Origin of the sequence: Zoogloea sp., from assembly GCF_028689785.1 — a bacterium.
In the GTDB taxonomy this organism is placed as follows: Bacteria; Pseudomonadota; Gammaproteobacteria; order Burkholderiales; family Rhodocyclaceae; genus Zoogloea.
In genome coordinates, this window is the sequence record NZ_JAQVCN010000026.1 from 25,515 (window position 1) to 42,984 (window position 17,470).

23 protein-coding genes are annotated in these 17,470 nt (G+C 64.7%); 17 read left to right on the top strand and 6 right to left on the bottom strand.

What is annotated here, in order from left to right; genetic code table 11:
* The 9 genes from PHI64_RS12795 to PHI64_RS12835 form a co-directional block, all read left to right on the top strand.
* Positions 1-371, top strand: a 371-nt coding sequence (locus tag PHI64_RS12795) for a hypothetical protein (protein ID WP_299883320.1), incomplete at its 5' end; no start/stop codon positions are given.
* Positions 368-601 (top strand): hypothetical protein, encoded by a 234-nt coding sequence (locus PHI64_RS12800; protein WP_299883323.1) that lies wholly within the window; start codon positions 368-370, stop codon positions 599-601. The genes PHI64_RS12795 and PHI64_RS12800, both read left to right, overlap by 4 nt.
* A complete protein-coding gene (locus PHI64_RS12805; RefSeq protein WP_299883326.1) occupies positions 594-722 on the top strand; it encodes a hypothetical protein in 129 nt (42 codons plus the stop codon). Before PHI64_RS12800 ends, PHI64_RS12805 begins: the two co-directional genes overlap by 8 nt.
* A gap of 50 nt (positions 723-772) precedes the next feature.
* On the top strand, positions 773-1,099 hold the full coding sequence (locus PHI64_RS12810; RefSeq protein WP_299883329.1) for a hypothetical protein: 327 nt from the start codon (positions 773-775) through the stop codon (positions 1,097-1,099).
* The gene (locus PHI64_RS12815) at positions 1,096-1,986 is read left to right on the top strand and encodes a DHHA1 domain-containing protein (RefSeq protein ID WP_299883332.1); all 891 of its coding nucleotides are present in this window, start codon (positions 1,096-1,098) and stop codon (positions 1,984-1,986) included. The genes PHI64_RS12810 and PHI64_RS12815 overlap by 4 nt, the downstream gene beginning before the upstream one ends.
* The gene (locus tag PHI64_RS12820; RefSeq protein WP_299883334.1) at positions 1,973-2,377 is read left to right on the top strand and encodes a hypothetical protein; all 405 of its coding nucleotides are present in this window, start codon (positions 1,973-1,975) and stop codon (positions 2,375-2,377) included. Before PHI64_RS12815 ends, PHI64_RS12820 begins: the two co-directional genes overlap by 14 nt.
* The gene (locus PHI64_RS12825) at positions 2,374-2,586 is read left to right on the top strand and encodes a hypothetical protein (protein ID WP_299883337.1); all 213 of its coding nucleotides are present in this window, start codon (positions 2,374-2,376) and stop codon (positions 2,584-2,586) included. The genes PHI64_RS12820 and PHI64_RS12825 overlap by 4 nt, the downstream gene beginning before the upstream one ends.
* A complete protein-coding gene (locus PHI64_RS12830) occupies positions 2,583-3,593 on the top strand; it encodes a hypothetical protein (RefSeq protein ID WP_299883340.1) in 1,011 nt (336 codons plus the stop codon). The genes PHI64_RS12825 and PHI64_RS12830 overlap by 4 nt, the downstream gene beginning before the upstream one ends.
* A 54-nt stretch (positions 3,594-3,647) precedes the next feature.
* Positions 3,648-3,854, top strand: a complete 207-nt coding sequence (locus PHI64_RS12835) for a hypothetical protein (RefSeq protein ID WP_299883343.1) — start codon at positions 3,648-3,650, stop codon at positions 3,852-3,854.
* Here the strand turns inward: PHI64_RS12835 and PHI64_RS12840 are convergent.
* The 6 genes from PHI64_RS12840 to PHI64_RS12865 all read right to left on the bottom strand — a co-directional run bounded on the left by PHI64_RS12840 (position 3,851) and on the right by PHI64_RS12865 (position 10,090).
* Positions 3,851-5,284 carry an SNF2-related protein gene (locus PHI64_RS12840; protein WP_299883346.1) on the bottom strand — a complete coding sequence of 478 codons (1,434 nt, stop codon included), beginning with the start codon at positions 5,282-5,284 and terminating at the stop codon, positions 3,851-3,853. The two genes, PHI64_RS12835 and PHI64_RS12840, sit on opposite strands and share 4 nt — an antisense overlap.
* Positions 5,281-5,589 (bottom strand): hypothetical protein, encoded by a 309-nt coding sequence (locus PHI64_RS12845; RefSeq protein ID WP_299883349.1) that lies wholly within the window; start codon positions 5,587-5,589, stop codon positions 5,281-5,283. Before PHI64_RS12845 ends, PHI64_RS12840 begins: the two co-directional genes overlap by 4 nt.
* Positions 5,590-5,591: 2 nt before the next feature.
* A complete protein-coding gene (locus tag PHI64_RS12850; protein ID WP_299883352.1) occupies positions 5,592-8,186 on the bottom strand; it encodes a DUF5906 domain-containing protein in 2,595 nt (864 codons plus the stop codon).
* On the bottom strand, positions 8,183-9,508 hold the full coding sequence (locus tag PHI64_RS12855; RefSeq protein ID WP_299883355.1) for an AAA family ATPase: 1,326 nt from the start codon (positions 9,506-9,508) through the stop codon (positions 8,183-8,185). The genes PHI64_RS12850 and PHI64_RS12855 overlap by 4 nt, the downstream gene beginning before the upstream one ends.
* Before the next feature lie 73 nt (positions 9,509-9,581).
* On the bottom strand, positions 9,582-9,800 hold the full coding sequence (locus tag PHI64_RS12860) for a hypothetical protein (protein WP_299883358.1): 219 nt from the start codon (positions 9,798-9,800) through the stop codon (positions 9,582-9,584).
* Between the two features lie 17 nt (positions 9,801-9,817).
* Complete coding sequence (locus PHI64_RS12865) at positions 9,818-10,090, bottom strand: hypothetical protein (protein WP_299883361.1); 273 nt, start codon at positions 10,088-10,090, stop codon at positions 9,818-9,820.
* Positions 10,091-10,210: 120 nt separating this feature from the next.
* Between PHI64_RS12865 and PHI64_RS12870 the strand changes: the two genes are divergently transcribed.
* The 8 genes from PHI64_RS12870 to rdgC all read left to right on the top strand — a co-directional run bounded on the left by PHI64_RS12870 (position 10,211) and on the right by rdgC (position 17,386).
* Positions 10,211-10,933, top strand: a complete 723-nt coding sequence (locus PHI64_RS12870) for a helix-turn-helix domain-containing protein (protein ID WP_299883364.1) — start codon at positions 10,211-10,213, stop codon at positions 10,931-10,933.
* A gap of 168 nt (positions 10,934-11,101) precedes the next feature.
* A complete protein-coding gene (locus PHI64_RS12875; protein WP_299883367.1) occupies positions 11,102-11,257 on the top strand; it encodes a hypothetical protein in 156 nt (51 codons plus the stop codon).
* A gap of 13 nt (positions 11,258-11,270) precedes the next feature.
* The gene (locus PHI64_RS12880) at positions 11,271-11,738 is read left to right on the top strand and encodes a hypothetical protein (RefSeq protein ID WP_299883370.1); all 468 of its coding nucleotides are present in this window, start codon (positions 11,271-11,273) and stop codon (positions 11,736-11,738) included.
* Position 11,739: 1 nt separating this feature from the next.
* Positions 11,740-12,957 (top strand): DUF2800 domain-containing protein, encoded by a 1,218-nt coding sequence (locus PHI64_RS12885; RefSeq protein WP_299883373.1) that lies wholly within the window; start codon positions 11,740-11,742, stop codon positions 12,955-12,957.
* An 18-nt stretch (positions 12,958-12,975) separates the two neighbouring features.
* Positions 12,976-13,620 carry an ssDNA-binding protein gene (locus tag PHI64_RS12890; RefSeq protein ID WP_299883376.1) on the top strand — a complete coding sequence of 215 codons (645 nt, stop codon included), beginning with the start codon at positions 12,976-12,978 and terminating at the stop codon, positions 13,618-13,620.
* A 135-nt stretch (positions 13,621-13,755) separates the two neighbouring features.
* On the top strand, positions 13,756-14,349 hold the full coding sequence (locus PHI64_RS12895) for a hypothetical protein (RefSeq protein ID WP_299883379.1): 594 nt from the start codon (positions 13,756-13,758) through the stop codon (positions 14,347-14,349).
* Positions 14,346-16,481, top strand: a complete 2,136-nt coding sequence (locus PHI64_RS12900) for a hypothetical protein (RefSeq protein ID WP_299883382.1) — start codon at positions 14,346-14,348, stop codon at positions 16,479-16,481. Before PHI64_RS12895 ends, PHI64_RS12900 begins: the two co-directional genes overlap by 4 nt.
* Positions 16,481-17,386 (top strand): recombination-associated protein RdgC, encoded by a 906-nt coding sequence (rdgC, locus tag PHI64_RS12905; protein ID WP_299883385.1) that lies wholly within the window; start codon positions 16,481-16,483, stop codon positions 17,384-17,386. The genes PHI64_RS12900 and rdgC overlap by 1 nt, the downstream gene beginning before the upstream one ends.
* Positions 17,387-17,470 lie beyond the last annotated feature (84 nt).

A 17,470-nucleotide genomic window follows, 5' to 3' on the forward strand; every position in this document is an offset into this window, starting at 1 on the left:
GCCAGCTCGCCGCCTCGGGCTACGGCAGCCGGCTCGCCGCCTCGGGTGACGGCAGCCAGCTCGCCGCCTCGGGCTACGGCAGCCGGCTCGCCGCCTCGGGTGACGGCAGCCAGCTCGCCGCCTCGGGCTACGGCAGCCGGCTCGCCGCCTCGGGTGACGGCAGCCAGCTCGCCGCCTCGGGTGAGCGTTCCGTCTCGGTGGTCTCTGGCTTTAACGGACAAGCCAGTGCCGGCCCTGGAGGTGCGTTTGCCTTGGCGTGGCTGGACGGCGAACAGGTCCGCATCGCAGTCGGCATCCCCGGCGAGAACGGCATCAAGCCGGGTGTCCTGTACTGCGTGAAAGGCGGAGTCTTGCAGGAGGTCATCTCATGATCCGCCGACCCCACAGCAGCCCGATCAGGGTGACGAAGGAGGAGATCCAGCACCCGTCAGGGCTGCGCATCCCCAAAGGGCACCGCGTCCGGACCGGCGATAGCCCGGGCAGGTGCCGGGTGATCGGAGTGATCAACCTGCTGAGCCCGAACAGCCCGCTGGCCCATGACGCACTGCATAACGGCGTCTGGGTGGACGAAGACCAGACCGAGGAGCTCCGCCATGCCTGACCGGCCCACCCCCTGGCTGGTGCGCGTCTACACCGAGCACCGTGATGTCATCGATGCAGCCATCGGCACGGCGACATGGGCCGCCATGCTCGCAACGCTGCTGTTCGTGGGGGCGTCGTGACCGAGGAATGCTGCCTGGACGTCCATGACGTCGCCTACCCCGGCGACGTCATGGCCTACGCCATCCCCCTCGCCACGACGAACCGGACGGCCCTCGAGTTTGCGATGCCGAGGCAAGGGATAGAGATCCGATTCGCCCAGGTGGTCTCCGTAACAAAAGGCGGCCAAGTCATCACCTGGCGGGACCACCTGGGCGTCGAGCACCCAGGGCCTCCGGCATCCCGCTGGATCGCCAGCCTCAGCACCCTCCCCAAAACCCTTGCAAGCCCGGTAACCGCCGATGACTGCCGGTGCCTTGTCGAGCTGTCGGGCGCATATCCCACCCTGCAGGACGCGCAAGCGTTCGTCCTGCGCTTTCGAAGGAGCACCCTGCCTTGAAGCCTCTGATCATCTACCACGCCCACTGTGCCGATGGATTCGGCGCCGCCTGGGCCGCCTACCGCCGGTTCGGTGCTGACGGCGCCGAGTATCTCCCGATGGAGTACAAGGACCCCCGCGTGAGCCTGTCCGGCTTTGGCGGGGAGCTCACGTTCCCCACGGAAGTGGCCGGGCGGGACATCTACATTTTCGACTTCAGCTTCCCCAGGGCCGTGATGGAGCACCTCATCCTGACCTCGTCCGCCTTGTACTGGCGGGACCACCACAAGACGGCCTTCGAAGCCATCGAACGGGATCCCGGGGAGGTGTACCGACACGTCGACCATGGGGCCGGCGTCGACGTGCTGCTCCACGGGGGTCTGAGCGTGCCGTTCTTCCTCCGCCTGATCGAAGATCGGGACCTGGGGCGTCTCTGGAAGCCAGGGGGTGCCGCCTACCCGGCGACGCGGGACTTCAACACCGGCCTGCGCAGCGAACCCTACACCTTCGAGAACTTCGACTGCGCGGAGCAGTGCTGGGTCGAGATTGCAGACACCGGCAGGAGCATGAATCGCCTCTATGACCGGCAAGTGGCCGACCTGGTGGCGAACCGACACACGACCAAGCTGGGCGACTGGGCCGGCTTCGCCGTCAACTGCCCGGGCCAGTTTGCCAGCGATGTCGGCAATGCGCTGGCGCTGCTGGCCGGTGGGATCGGCGTCACCTGGTTCGTCGACAAGGACGGCACCGTCTGCGTCTCGCTGCGATCCATCGGCGACGTGGACGTCTCGGCCATCGCGGTCCAGATGGGCGGCGGAGGCCACCTCAACGCGGCAGGCTTCAAGACGCAAACGGTCCAGATCTCAGGCGACCGGGTCACATTCGGGGCTCCGGATGCCTGCGCTTAACCCGGATCGCCTCCACCCCCGCCGGCAACGGGCCGAGGAGGCGAACCAGCTGATCGTGCTGATCGGGCAGCAGGGGCGCCAGTTCTTCTTCTCGGAAGGCACCCGCCGCTACGCCTTCTTCGAAGTGGCCGGAAACGGCCGGGTCTGGTTCAACGATGAGTACTCCGGCGCCAGGATCTACACCCACAAGTGCGCCGGATCTCGCATCAGGGGCTTCACCCACGGGGGCACGCTGTGGCGCCTGGTTGAGCGGATGGCCAACTACATCACCGCCGGCACCCCTGTCGACATGGCCTACATCGCCCCGAAGTGCTGGGGCTACTCCCCCGAGGCTGCCGATGCCCTTCGCGCGGCTGCAAGCGCCCTACCTATCACCAGGAGCACCCAATGAGGAACACCCTCCGCTTCATCGCCGACTTGTTGTTCGGCATCGCCCAGGCCTTGGCCGCGGGCCTTACTGCCATCCTGGCAGGACTCACCATCGCCGCGGTGGCCGTCTCCGTGGCGACTGTTGTTCTCTACGTCCTGGGCAAGCAGGACCTGCTTGACTTTCAGCTGTGTGTCGCACCGCCGGGCCAGTGCAAGGGGATTCCGCGATGAGCTACGAGAGCCCACTCGCCGTCCAGACGGACACCCTTGACGATGAGCACCCTCTCTGGCTGGTCAACGAGCAGATCAAGGGCCTCTTGGAAGGTGAAGGCGCTTCGGAGGACCACGAAGACGTGCGGACCTTCCTCTTGAACACCGGACTGCCGGAAGGCACCGTCAATCGCATTCACAAGGCAATCGTCTGGGGCGATACGAAAACGCGTCCCAGCCAGCATCCGGTGAACGTGCAGCTGCTGAGGGCGTTGAAGCGCTTCGCGGACTACCCCGGTGCTATCTGTGAAGCGGACTACTCCGGAGCCCGCGCTGCCATCGCCGAAGCTGAAGCCCCGCAAGCCGAGACCGATCTTGGGTATCCGGTGCGCATAAAGATCCTCGTAACTCAGCCACACGGCGCGGGCACGTACTGGTCTGCCCGTCGGATCAGCGAAGTCGATGACGTCGCGGCAACAGGGGCGACTCCGCGGGAGGCAATCTGCAGGGTGCTCCCTCAAGCCGCAGAGCCAGTGGTTGAAGCGGTCTGTCCCGCCTGTTCCTGCAAAACGGCATGCGAGCACCGTATGGAAGGCCTCGTCTACTGCGCTTCCTGCGGGCAGGTCTTCGCTCCCGACAGCGAAGCGTCTGGAGAAGACAACGACCGTATCAACGGCGAAGACAACATCCACCGCGCCGCACAGGCGGTGGGCATGCACCCAGCGCCCTGCGCCCGGCATTGTGAAGCAACGGCATTTGAGATCGAGATTCGGAGACTCACAGCGGAGCGGGATGTGTTGGCAGCCAAGCTGGCCGATGCTGCACAGGTGAGTGCGCGACTGGGGGAAGCCGTCACAGGGGTGATTGCGGCGGAGCAGGAATGCAAGAGTCCGTCTGCGTGGGTGCAAAAGAGCCTCACCCACGCGCAGCACGCGATGCGGGCCCGGGCCTGGCAAGAGCTTCACGCTGCCATGGCCGCCGCAAACCCCTCCCTTGTAAAGATCAAGGATGCTGAAAAAGGCACCTAACCGGCTTTTGCGAGGAGAATATCGGAAACGACTACTATTTTTGGACCCCAGCCTATGAACCCTGAAGACCTCATCCGGTGGCGCATCCAGATGGATCTCTCCCCGGCCGCCGCGGCTCTGGCCCTCAAGATCACGGAGCGCACCGTCTACAACTACGAGCACAGCATCACGAAAATCCCCTACTCCGTCGACTTGGCCTGCGCTGCCCTGGTAGCCAAGCTGGCGCCCTTCTCCGCGAGCAGCGGGCACACACCCCATTAACCCGGCCGAAAGGCCAACGCATCCATCACATCTTCCTCGAGGGCGGTCCGCTGGGCCCGCAGTGCCAGCATCCGCTCCTCGACGGTCCCCCGCGCGACAATCGCGTAATTCACCACGGGCTCCTTCCGCCCGCTTCGGTGAAGCCTCTTTATCCCCTGATTCCAGAACTCCGCATTACCCGTCACGCCGAACCAGCACATCCCCGAACCTGGGCAGTCCTGCAGGTTCGCACCGTAGGCCAGTGACTTCGGATGGGCCAGCAGATACCGGAACTCCCCTGCATTCCACCGGCGCTCCAGGTCCTTCACCTTGTCGGCCCGGACCGCACCAGGCAGCACCGCCTGTATCCGATCCATGTCCGGCGCAAAGCTGGTCCAGATCAGCAGCGGCCCGTCGTGCTCCTCGACAATCTCGAGCAGCGCCTCGATCTTGACCCGGTGGATCTCATGCCAGGCACCGGCCTGGTCGAACACGATTCCGCAGGCGAGCTGCGACAGCTTGTTGTAGAGCACGCCGGCGTTGACCGCCAGGGCTGCAGCATCCGGCGCCAGCTCCAGGTAGAGCTCCCGGGCCATCTTCCGGTATTGATCCATCGGGATCTCGACGCCCACCTCTTTGACGACCATCGGCGGCAGGGTCAGCCAGTCCTTCTCCAGCAGCGTCACCAGGCGCCCGCGGCTGGCGGCCACGATCTGATCGACAGCCCCCTCCTCCGGCAGCCAGGAGTGGACCTTCCGGGTCTTCCGATCCACCTTCTCGGGCTTCATCCAGCGCAGCCGAAAGCCGGCCAGGGTCGTGCCGAGGGCCTCGCCGCCGTCGACCAGGCACATCTGCCCCCACAGCTTCTCCAGCTTGTTGCCGACAGGCGTGCCGTTCATCAGGATCCGGCGCTTGACGTGAAGCACCGCCGCCTTGGCTGCTTCGTACCGGTGGCTGCCCTGGACGGCGAACCCGCCCGACTCGTCCACCACCAGAATGTCGTAGCACCAGTGGTCCTTCCCCAGGGCCACAGCCAGGTGGAAGAAGTTGTCGTGGCTCACAAGGTGGATCTTGCTGCGGTCGGCCAGGATGCGTGCACGCAACCCCTCGCGATCAGACGGGCGCATCTTCTGGCCGGTGACGACGCCGGCCACCTCGACCTCCTGCACCTGGAAGCCGAAGTCCTCCGCTTCCCAGACCCGGTACGTCAGCCTCTGGAAGTTGGCCCACTTACGGATCTCATTCGGCCAGGTGTCGTAGGCCACGATCTTCGGCGCCACCACCAGGACCTGCCTGGCGGCCACGTAGTCGAAGATCAGACTGTCGAGGGCCTCCAGCACGGACGCCGTCTTCCCGAGGCCGGGAGGGGCCGCAAGAAGCACATCACCGTGGATGCAAGCCTCGGTCATCCGCCGCTGATAGGGGCGCCCTGCGAACACAGGCTGGCTCATCGCTTCAGCACCTCGGCGGCGAAGGCTTCGATGTCCAGGTTCGTTTTGATCACCCAGACCTTGATGCCCAGCTTGGCCATCTCTGCAATCTCATCCCGCTGCGGCTTGCTCAGGCGGCCGGAGCCGCCGTTCTTGAGCTCCGCCAGCGCGAACCGACCGCCCGGTCCGTAGCAGATCCTGTCGGCAGCTCCGTTGCGGCCGTCGTACCGGAGCTTGCGAGCGACCCACCCGTACGCCTCGACGACCCGCACGAAGCGGGTCTCCAGGTCCGCTTCGACTTCCTTGTAATCCCAGTCCCAGGCCATGATCAGTCCGCAAAGGCGTTGGCAGTGGCCAGCGCCACGGTTAGGTCCAGGTCCCGCTTGATCCACCCAGGTGACGGCTTCAGCCCCAGGGACTCACGGACCCAGGCACGGCTGCGCGTCACCCCGGGGCCCGACTGCCAGCGGATCGGTTCCGCCAGCGGCACAAAGCCGGCCTGGTGCAAGTACGGGCGCAGGCTGCCGGATCGCAGCTCGCCTTGATAACCGGCTTTTTGCACCTCGGCTCGCAGGTATTCGACCATCACCACGTTCTTGCTGACCCCAGGGGCGCCAGTGGCGAGAATGTCGGCGATCAGGAACGCGAGATCCGACTTCGTGCCCTGGATCATCAGGTCCCGAGCCGTAGTCTGCGGAGCCTCCCCGTTCGGGTTGAACTCCAGCGGGATCGGTGTCTGGGATAGCCAGAGGGCGATCTGCCCCGGGTGCGCCCGCCCCAGTCCGAAGATCTCGTCGAAGTGGGCATTCCGGGAGACATTGAAAACCGCCGTGCTGAACGCATCCATGGCCGCGTAGGACTTGAACGGCGAACGCAGCACGAAGTACCGCCGATCGCCCTCGGTCATAGGCATGCCGTCATCGTGGTTCGTGAAGAGCAAGTAGTTCGACACGTTCAGCGCGTTGAGGGGGTCCTTGCCCTTGGCGTGCAGCTCCACGCTGTTGTTCGAGATGTAGGGCTTCAGCTTGTTCACCACGTCGTAGCGGTTGTGCCCCTGGAAGCGGACCTCCTCCAGCACAACGACGCACTGGCCGGTGGACCAGCCGGAGAACGGGGATGTCTGGATCGTGTCGGCGGACATGGTCCTGACGTGAGGCTGCCCCAGCAGGATCTGCAGCAGCTCACCGAAGATGGACTTCCCGTCCCCTTCCGCCCCCTTGATCAGGGGTGCCCACCGGATCTTCACACCCGGGTTCATGTAGTTGAAGGCCAGCCAGGCCTGGAACAGCTTCCGCTCGCGCAGGTCCGGGATGAGCAGGGACAGGTGCCGCTCGAGGGCGCCGATCAACTGCAGCCCCGCATCGGTATAGCCTCGGTCCGGCAGCACGCGGAGCTCAGGCCGATAGGTGTTCGCCATTTTCAAACCGCCTAGCTCGAAGGTCTCCCCAAACAGGGGGTGGAACGCCAGCCGGTCAAGGATTGGCACTCGCCAGTGGGACGTCATGCGGTCATAAGGGGAGTAAAGGATTTTCTCGTCTGCTTCCTGGACCAGGAGGTTCCCCCGGTCCCATCGGTACGTGGTGTTGAACGACAGCACAGAGAGGACCTGCTTCGTACGGCGGTGCATGAATCCATCCATGGACGTGATCCAGAACCACTCCTTCGCCCAGTCAGGCCCGAGGAAGAACGGATCGTCCACCGGAGGCATGAGCGCGTCCGTCTCTTCCGGCCGCACCGGCGCCAAGGCGCGGCGCACCTCGGGCAGCGGGATCAGCACGCCCTTCAGCTCCTTTAGCCGGTTCTGGTAGTGCTTGACCAGGGCGGAGCGGTCGATGTCCGTGAGCTTGGCCGATCGGATCTCCGCCGCCAGGCCGCCGAGCAGCGTGGTCTCATCCGCCGACCGGATCCGATCGGCCCACGTCAGCACCTGGGCCACAGCGTCTGCCGAAGTTGCCGTGCGCTTGTAGCCCTTCCAGGCGTCCCCCAGCCAGGTCTTGATGCTACCCACCGTGACCAGGCCCAGGCGCTGCTCTTTGGCCTTGTTCCAGATCGCCTGCGTGCAGCCGGCGGTGTACTTGACCGACTTCTGAGACCAGGTATCGATCAGGTCGAACGCGGCCTCTTCGTGTTCGGTACCCTGGAACTGGTGGTGCACCGCGAAGATCGCGTCGCGCCAGGTGTCCCGGTCGTCGCAGAACGACTCCTCCAGGTGGTCCAGCATCCAGGCCAGATCCACCAGGGACACGTCGTCATGGCGCTGCTTGATGCGGTCGAAGGGGTCGTCCGGGTCGAGGGGCACGCCGGTGTGGGTCTCGGACGATCCGGATTGCTTCGGAGAGAAGCCCCTGACACACAGGATGGCATCCAAATCCTGGAACACCCATTGCGCCACCTCGTCCCGGTCCAGCACCCGCAGCTGCCACCGCTCAATATCGAGAGGCCCGGGGCCTTCCCACTGGTACGGGCGCAGGGTATCCGGGTGGATGCCGTAGGCGACAAACTGCTGGCCGATGCCGAGCACTTCCACCCGGTGCTCAAATCCATCCATCGTCCGGTAGATCGGACTGGTGATCTTGAGGCCTGGCGTCTTGGCGCCGTAAAGCAGCAGCCGTTTCGGCACCTCCCCAATGCGCTTCAGGCCGGGGCCAAACCGCGCCACGAAGGCCGCCTCAACCGCATCGGCCGCCTCCGGGTAGTAGATGTCCAGGTCGACGGCCACCAGGTCTTCCGTCCGCAGACCGGTGTTGTGGGTGCTGAATTCGTTGGCCCAGAACGCAATCTGGTCCGGGTGCATCGGGGCCTCTTCCCACTTCTTGGTCACGGGGCGCTTGCCATACGTGGGGATGGGCTGGAAGCCGGCCTGCAGGAGCGCAGGCCCTGCGGTGCCGAAACGTGGAACTTCAGGGTAGCGCAACGTGCTCACGCAGCTCTCCGGTTTGCGGACGGTTTAATCCAGCGAAAGTCTGCGAAAACAAGGTGCTTCGCAGCCCGGGTGATGGCGGTGTATATCCAGCGGCGAGCTGACGTCCCGGTCGGATCCACCTTGCCCAGGACAAACCGCTCGTCGATGACACACACCTCGTCCCACTCGGAGCCCTGCGCCTTGTGAGCCGTGATGCAGTAGCCGTAGGAGAACGAAACGCCCTCATCGGTGTCCCTGGAAACGGCCACCGTCTTGTCGAGGCTCCAGCCCGCGTACATGCTGGGGTCGAGGTCCTCGATGAACTTGCCCATGTGCACCTGCACCGTGCCCATGTCGCCGCTCTCGGTCGAATAGATTAGCTCGGCCGTCGGGGCACCGAGCACCTCCTTGGTTTTCTCGTTCGCTTCCCACTGCCAATTGAAGCCCAGCACCCGGACCTCGGTGCCATTGAGCAGGGTCGCGTCGACGTTGCTGTTGCAGATCAGGGCTTCCCCAATGCGGGGGACGACCCCCGGCAGCCCGTTGATCCGGCGCACCTCGGCATTGATCGTCCGCCGGTGGGCGTTGGTGAAGGCGATGATCTTGCGATCCGGGCGACCGCGAATCCACGCCTGGAACGTGTCCCGAGGGCCGAGGGCGCGCACCAGCCCTTCCGGAAAGCGGCCCTCTCGGATCTCAGAGGCCAGCTCCAGAATCGGCGAACCCCCGGCCTGGCGCATGACCTCCGAGAGCTCCACCGTCGCGTTGCGGGTCACGAAATAGCCGTCCGGCTGCACCTTGTCATTCACCGGAGGCAGCTGGTGCTGGTCTCCGACGAGGATCAGCGTGGTGCACATCCGGCGCAGGTGCTTGAGCACCCAGGCCTGCACCATCGATGCCTCATCCAGGATGATCGTGTCCGCCCAGCGGACCTTGCCGGAGGAGAGCTCGCCAGCCAGCTCATCGTTCGGGTGGAATACCAGCTTTTTGCGATCCTCCTTGGCGCGCCGAATCCACGTATCAATTTCGTCTTGCGTACGCCCCGCCGCCTTACGAGCAGCAATCTCCGCTTCCGTCGGCAGGGGATTCAGCTCCTGGCTTGAGGTGAAGAACTTCGCGTAGAGCGTGGCCGCGGGCACGCCCTTCTTGGTCAGGACCGACGCCGCCTTGTTCGTCGGCGTGACGACTTCGTAGCTCTGCCCGTCCAGGCGGTTGCAGAGCGCGCGTATCAAGGTGGTCTTGCCGGTACCGGCCGGGCCCGCCAGCCGGATCTCGCGGTCCTTCCGCCCCCAGCCCTCAAGAATCGTGTCGAGGGCCTCTCGCTGCCCCGAGTTCAAGATCATGGTTCTCTCCACATTGCACCGCTTCGCATTGGCAGGACGAGCTCGAAGCGGCAACCCGCTCGGCCTGGGAGGGCTACAGCACAGCCTTCAGGACCCGACGCAGGTCGGTGACGTGGCCGGCAGGGACGACTTCTAGGTCGAGGCGCGCGAGCAAGGCGCAGACCCGAGGCAGCTGGTCGTTGAGGAGGCGAGACAGCTCCACGTCGGACAGGCCCAGATCGGACGCCAGGCGCTTCTGCTGCCCGTAGCTCCGCACGGCGGCCAGGACGAGGTCTCCTGAAACGGGGTGCAAATCCTTTTCAGGCACTATCAGCCTCGGGGGACCACAGTATTAACGGCAGGCACGCCGCGGATCAGGGCGAAGCGGTCGGCCAGATCAGGTCGCAGAACTTCGCAGGTGTAAGGACTCCCATCCTCGCGAACCACTCGAAGTTCCCGAGCCATCGCCTCGAGCACCGGGCAGTGCTCCTTGGGGACAAGGGTCCAGTGCGAAACGGCCGAGGACGACACGTCGCACCGGGCACCCACCGCGGCCGGGCCGCCGAGTGCTTTGATGAGATTTCGGAGTTCAGAGAGGTCCATCAGAGTTCCTGTATGTGAGTAACGCTCACATCGTACAGGCTGTGCTTTAGGGGAGCAACGCTCACATAGTCTTTAAAGCCTGCATGTGGCAAGTTCCCGGCCAGCAATAAGGAGGAATCCGTGATCAAGAAAAGCGAGCTATACCAACGGATCCGGGCTGCGCGTAAGCGTGCCGGGCTGCGTCAAATAGACGTGGCTATCCGGTTCGAGGTGGATCGCACTGCGGTTACCCAGTGGGAGTCAAAGGACCCTGGCCGGAGAACCCGACCGGACATCGATCGACTAGAAGAGTTTGGGCGGATGACCAGGACGCCTCTGTGGTGGCTCTTGTCGGACGACGTAGACATTTCGAGTGCCTGGCCCGAAGTCGCCAACGAGCAGCAAGACGCAGCAGCCCCTACCACCCAGACCTTGCGCACCCACATCCGGGACTTCTGGAGTGCCGCGTGTTTACAGGTTCGGGAGCGAAGAGAAGACCTCTGGGACGGCGAGATATGGGATCCACAAGGCCCTTCCTGGATGGCGCCGATAATTCCCAGCGTAGTATCGAGCCGGACGATTGCGACCTTCATTGCTGTTCCAAGGCCCGACCTGGCACGCGTGGCCGCTGCGGCCAGCGCCCTCCTGGCGTTCGAGGTAGCAATCGACCGGCAGTTCGAGCGCAAAGTGATTTTGATCTGGAAACCGCGAGCGGAAGGGTGGCCTGCGAAATTCAATTCGTATCTAACGGATGTCGATCGGATCTCCCCGCTGGCTCACAGCCTGGCTGACAGCCTGAAACTCACTTTCTTGGAAGTGCAATCTGTCTCCAGCGCAGCGGAATACCTCACTCAAATTCTTTAAATTATTTCTGCAAAAGGGCCTTGCGCCCGGCTCAAAAGGTGAGCGATACTCACCCCGTCACAAGAAAGAACGAGCGCGCCGGCTCTTGCCCGGCGGCTTTTTCCGAAGTGACAGGGGAGCATTGCTCCCTTTGACATCGACATTTGACATTGACAGCGGAGAACCACCATGGCCGACAAGCTCGCCCGCGCCAAGGAATTCCTTGGCACCTCTTGGGTCCTACACCCCTTCTACGACCCCTATCTGCACCCCCACCACCGGACCGCTACTCCGGTGATTCTGCACGTCGTCCGTGCGGACGCCGTCACCCACAACCGCATCTAATCCCGAGGACACCATGACCATCGAATCCACCTTTGATCGCATCGCCACCGCTCTCGAAAAGCAGAACGAGCTCCTGAGCGCTCTGCTGGAACGCGCGCTGATCAACTCCCCTGCCGAGGTTGCAGAGGCCCCCAAGGCCCGTGGCCGCAAGAAAGCCGAGGATGTCGCAGCCCCGCAGCCGGAGACGCCGGTACCGGAGACCCCTGTCAACACCGAGCAGGGTACGGTTCCGGCGGCGTCTGAACCTGCCGCCGCTCAACCTGCCGCCGCTCAACCTGCCGCCGGCGTCCCCTCCGTCGAAGAAGTCCAGTCCTTCGCAACCGCCCTGGCGGCCCGGGTCACTCCCGTGCGCGTGATCGAGCTCATCAAGAAGCAGGGCACGTCCAACATCTCGACCATGTCCGACGAGAAGCGGGCCGCATTCTGGGCCGACATCCAGGCCTTGGATGCCGAGATCAGCACTGCGAACGCTCTCAGCTGACATGAGCGACCACCACACCCAGGAGCTGCCGGCCGCGCCGGTGGACCACGCGGCCCGTGCCCACGCCATTCTGTCGGCGTCGGGCTCGGACCGGTGGATCCACTGCCCCGGGTCGATCCAGCTCTGCCGGGACCTTCCGGACACCACGTCCGAGTTCGCGGAGTGGGGGACGGTCTGCCATGAGCTGGGCGAGATGGCGCTGCGGGCCCGGTTCCTGGGCGAAAAGCAGGACTTCCAGCAGCGCGTCAAACAGGTGAACCCCGAGACCGGTGAGGTCACGGAGGTCCCCAAATTTGACGCGGAGCACTTCGCCGCTGTCGCGACATATCGGGACTATGTGACCGAGCTGATCGCACGCTACGGCGAAGGGGAGCAACCCGTCGTGATCGTGGAACGCCGGCTGAAGTTTCGCCGCTGGGTCCCGCAAGGCTTCGGCACCGGCGACTGCATCCTGGTGTTCCCTCGCCGCCGCCGCGCAGTGATGGTTGACCTCAAAGGCGGGGAAGGCGTGCTGGTCTCGCCGGAGTGGAACAGCCAGCTCATGCTCTACGGCGCCGGCACCCTCGACTATTTCGACGGGATCGTGGACATCGACGAGGTGGTGCTGTCGATCTGCCAGCCTCGCCGAGACAACCTCGTCGAGTGGACCATCGACACGCGGGAGCTCCTGGGCTGGTTGGAGACCATCCGCCCCATTGCGGAAGAGGCCTTCGCCGGATCGAGTCGCCTGGTGGCGGGTGACCACTGCAAGTTCTGCAAGGCGGCCGCCCGCTGTCCGGAGCGCGCACGGGTTGCCATGACCCTGTTCAAGGACACGCCGGCCCCCGCCCTCCTCTCCATGCAGGAGATCGGCGAGCTGCTGCCGCACCTGAAGCTGGTCGAGGAGTGGGCGAAGAAGCTGCAGTTCTTCGCATACGACGCCGCAGTGAACCAGGGCATCCAAGTGCCGGGTCACAAGCTGGTGGCCGGCCGGGCGTACCGCCAGTGGTCCGACATGACAGCCGCGGCGGCGGTGCTGAAGGAGGAAGGTCTCAACGACGACGAGATCTGGAACAAGAAGCTGGTCGGCATCACCGACCTTGAGAAGAAACTGGGCAAGAAGCACCGCGTCTTCGAGCTCACCGTGAAGGGCGACCCGAAGCCCACCCTCGTACCGGCGGAGGATCCGCGGCCGGAATGGCGAAGCACCAGCCAGGTGCTCGCCGCCTTTGATGATTGACATAGGAGCCATTGAGCTATGAGCACCCTGCCCAACACCGTGAAGAAGCTGTCCAACGTCGAGATCCGCACCGGCCGCGTGCGCCTCTCCTTCCCCCACATTTTCAAACCCCAGGCGAAGAAGGACCAGAAGGGCAACACGGTCACTGACGACACCGGCAGCCCGGTCCTGCAGTACTCGATGGCCTTGATCATCCCCAAGTCCGAAACGGCAACCGTCGCCGCTATCCAGGAGATCATCAAGGCCGCAGCGCTCGACTTCTTCGGCCAGGGCAAGGTGCCCCCGGGCTTCGCCGACGGCTTCCGGGATGGTGACACCGACAAGTCCACGCTGCTGGACCCGCTGGACCCGTCCAAAGGCCGCAAGCCTGAGCTGGTCGGCTCCTGGTTCCTCAACGCTACGACGCGCATGAAGCCGACCATCATCGGCAACGAGAAGGACGCATTCACTAACGGCTTCAAGAACCTGACCGAGACGGAAATCAAGGCCGGCGACTGGGTGCGGGTGCAGTTGCGGGCCTACGGCTTCGACGTCGGCACCAACAAGGGCGTCGCCTTCTCCTTCTCCGGCATTCAGCTCTTCGAAGTGGGTGAAGCCCTGGCCGCCGGCGGCTTCCGTGCTGATGCCTTCGACGATGAGGAGGTCTCGAGCGCCTTCGGCTGATTCAAGTTTTAGTTTCAAGGGGAGCAATGCTCCCCTGATTGGAGCCGCCCCGGGGCGTCAGAAAGTGCCGGGGACAACTCGAGTGCCGACTCTCCCGAGCCGGCAGCCCAGTTGATCAAGGAGAGCGCTTTGTCAGTGAAGGGAACCCTGAAGCCTGAGTCGGTCCGCAGCAGAACGCTCGCCTTCGTTACCGAGCGCGGCGCGGCGTCCATCCGGGACGTGGAGAAAGGCCTGGACGTACCCACCCAGCAGGTATGGAGCGCCCTGACCTACCTGCACGGCGCCGGGTTTCTCTACATCGCAGGGTGGGGCGTCAGCCCCTTCGGCCGCACTGTCGCTATCTACCGGCCCGGCCCCGGGGAAGATGCCCCTCGCCCGCCCCCGACAAGCCCCGTCATCTCGAAACGTGCAAGTCGCGCTTCACGTAACTGGGGCTCCTCGCCGGCCGAGATCGACAAAACGCTATCCAAGCTACGCGACACCGAGGCGAAGCACTACCAGGCGCTGATCCTGGACGTTCGTAATCGCATCGCTGAACTGCAAGACCACATCCTGGACTTGCGCGCCCGGCAGGAGCACCAGATCCAGCGCCTGGAGCTGTCAGCCGCCAAGGCGAAAGCCGCACTCAAGGGCCGTGAAGCCGCCCGCGTAGGCCCGAAGAGCTCCACATTCGGCACCAGCACGGTGCCGCTGAGCCTGCTGGACCAGCTCCAGAGGGCCAGCCTGTGATCCTCTGGAACGACGCGGAAACGTTCAGCGAACTGGACCTGAAGGCAGTCGGGACCTACATCTACGCGAACCACCCCAGCACCGAGCTCCTGATGGTGTCCTGGGCGCTGGGCGACGGGCCGGTGCAGCTGTGGGTACCGGCCGAGGGCGAGCCCATGCCTCCGGCCCTGCTTGCGGCCTACCTGGATGGCTCCATCATCAAGGCGGCACACAACGCAGCCTTCGACCGCAACGTAATTCCCCGGTGCCTGGAGCGCATGGGGTTGATCACGCGCGAGCAGCGCCTCGCCCTAGTCAATCCAGACCGGTGGGTGTGCACCATGGCCCTGGCGCTGGCGCACGCGCTGCCCCCTGACCTGGACACCCTGGGTCGAGTACTGGGCCTGGGCGAAGACGAGGCAAAGATCGCCGAGGGGTCGAAGCTGATCCAGCGGTTCTGCAAGCCCGCCCCGATGAGCCACAAGGCCCGCCGGTACGACCATCACAGCCACCCGGAGCACTGGGCCCGGTTCAAGCGCTATGCCGAGGTAGACGTGGTCGCCATGAGGGCCTGCCAGAAGCGGACCCCCGCGTGGAACTGGCACCCGCAAGAGGTCGCCCTGTGGCGCCTCGACCAACGTATCAACGACCGCGGCTTCTACGCGGACAAGGCACTTGTCGATGCCGCGGTACGTGCTGTCGACGAAGAGAAGGAAGTCCTGGCCACCCGGTTCCGGGTCCTCACCCATGGGCGGGTCGAGAAGCCCACACAGCGGGAGCAGTTCAAGGCATTCCTCGCGGCCGAGCACGGTCTGGTGCTGGAGAACACCCAGGCCGAGACACTCCGCTCGGCGCGGGGCAAAGCCCCGGATGGCAGCCCGCTGGCCGAACTCCTCGACATCGCTATCGCCTCGAACAAGACCTCCACCTCCAAGTATGCACGGGTGCAAGTCGCCATCGCGGCGGACGGCCGAGTCCGCGGAACGATCCAGTACTCCGCTGCAGGCCGCACCCGCCGGTGGGGAGGGCGCCTTTTTCAGCCTCAGAACTTGCCGAGTCGTGGGCTCCCCAAGGCGACCCTGGTCGACATCTACATCCAGGCCGTCAAGCTGGGTCTGCACACCTGGCTGTTCTCCGACCTGATGCGCTTCGGCTCCGCCGCACTGCGCGGGGTCGTGACGGCACCGCCCGGCCGGCACATCTGCGCCGCCGACCTCTCGAACATCGAAGGTCGGATGCTCTCGTGGGTCGCCGGCGAAGAGTGGAAGCTGCTCGCTTTCCGGGCCTACGACACTGGCACGGGCCCGGACCTCTACAACGTCACCGCCAACATGATCATCGGCGTGGACCCGTGGAACGTACCGAAGAAGGTCCGCAACGTATTCGGCAAAGTGCCCGACCTGGCCAGCGGCTACCAAGGGGGCGTGGCTGGGTACCAGAACTTTGCCCGGGTCTACGGAGTGAAGATGGCGGACCACTGGGACACCATCCAGAAGTCTGTACCGCCCGAGATCATCACAAAGGCCCGGCACAACCTTGCGAAGCCGTGGGCTCGGCAACAACTCCAAGACCTGGAAATCTCCGAAGTCGAGTGGCTGGCTTCGGAGGCCTGCAAGCTCGCCTGGCGCGCCAAGCACCCCGCCACGGTCTCCTTCTGGTACGCCATTGAGAAAGCCGCCAAGGCTGCCATCAAGCTGCCGGGCTCCGTGCACACCGTCACCCGACTGACCGTGACCTGCACGGCGCACGAAGGGCACCGGTGGCTGCAGATCCTTCTCCCATCGGGCAGCCGCCTCTGCTATTTCGACCCCGGCCTCACCGAGGACGGGAGCCTCTTCTACTGGGGCATGGCGTCGGACGAAGGGTCCGGCGGCGCCCGAGTCTGGACGCGCTGCTACACCCACGGCGGCAAGCTCACCGGGAACATCTGCCAGACCCTGGCGCGGGACGTCCTGGCCTACGCCATGCCCCCTATTGAACGGGCCGGCTACGACATCGTGCTCACTGTGCATGACGAGGTCGTCGCCGAAGCCCCTGAATCCCTGGACGAGGGGCCGATGGTTCGGATCCTCGCCACAAACCCACCCTGGGCGTCCGGCCTACCGCTGGCTGCTGCAGGGTTCTCTGCCCCTCGCTACGCAAAGGAAGATTGATGAAACCTCTTCGCAGTGCCACCGTATTCCGCCTCGCCTTGCCCCCGCTGGCCGCCTTGGAAGACCACCTGAAAGAGGTGCCTTTCCACGACCCGGACGCGCGCGACATCTACACCGCCGGCTTCGTGCCGACGCCTACCCTGTCGGAAGGGGAGCTGGCCACCTCTGTCCTCGGCGCCACCGTGTTCTGCCTGCGTGTCGACGAAAAGGTCGTGCCCGGGGGCGTCGTCCTCGCCGAGGTCCAGAAGCGCGTCGAGACTGAAGAGGAGGAGCTCGGCTTTCGCGTGGGCCGCAAGCGCCGCAGTGAGATCAAAGAGGTTGTGCTGGCGGATCTCTACGCCCGCGCCTTGATCCGGACGAGCTACACCCCCTTCTTCTATTGCCGCGACAGCCAGCTCCTGATCGTGCCCACCACCTCGGCGAAGGCGACCAGCCGGGCCACGAAGTACCTGCTGCGCGCCATCGGCGCCATCGAGAGTCGCACCATCCACATCGACGGGCTCAAAGGCGGGCTGACCACGCGGCTGGACGGCTACCTGCGCGGCGATGAAGCCGCCTTCGCACCTTTCGAGCTGCTCTCGTCGGTGTGGCTGGAGGGGCCCGGCGGTCAGAAGGTTGCATACCAGCTCTCGAGCGACCTGGAAGCTGCCTCGGAGGGCATCCAGGAGGCTCTCACTGCAGGCTTCCAGGTGTCCGCGGTGCAGCTGTCCCACACCGCCTGCGACTTCCGACTGACCTCCGACTTTCGATTCAAGGGCATCGACTCCGGCGAGAAGGCCGCCGCCCACGACTTCGAGACGGAACAGGATCGTCTGCGTCACGACCTGAGCGCCGAGATCGTGTCCTTTGAGGCTGCCGTTAAAGCGCTGATGGACCTGTTCGGCTACAAGGAGAAGGCGGAGTGATGGAGATACCTGACCCTCTATGCTTCGGAGACGGGGCGAAGCTCAGGCTTGAAAGCGCGTCATGCCTCGAGTGTGCGAGTGCCA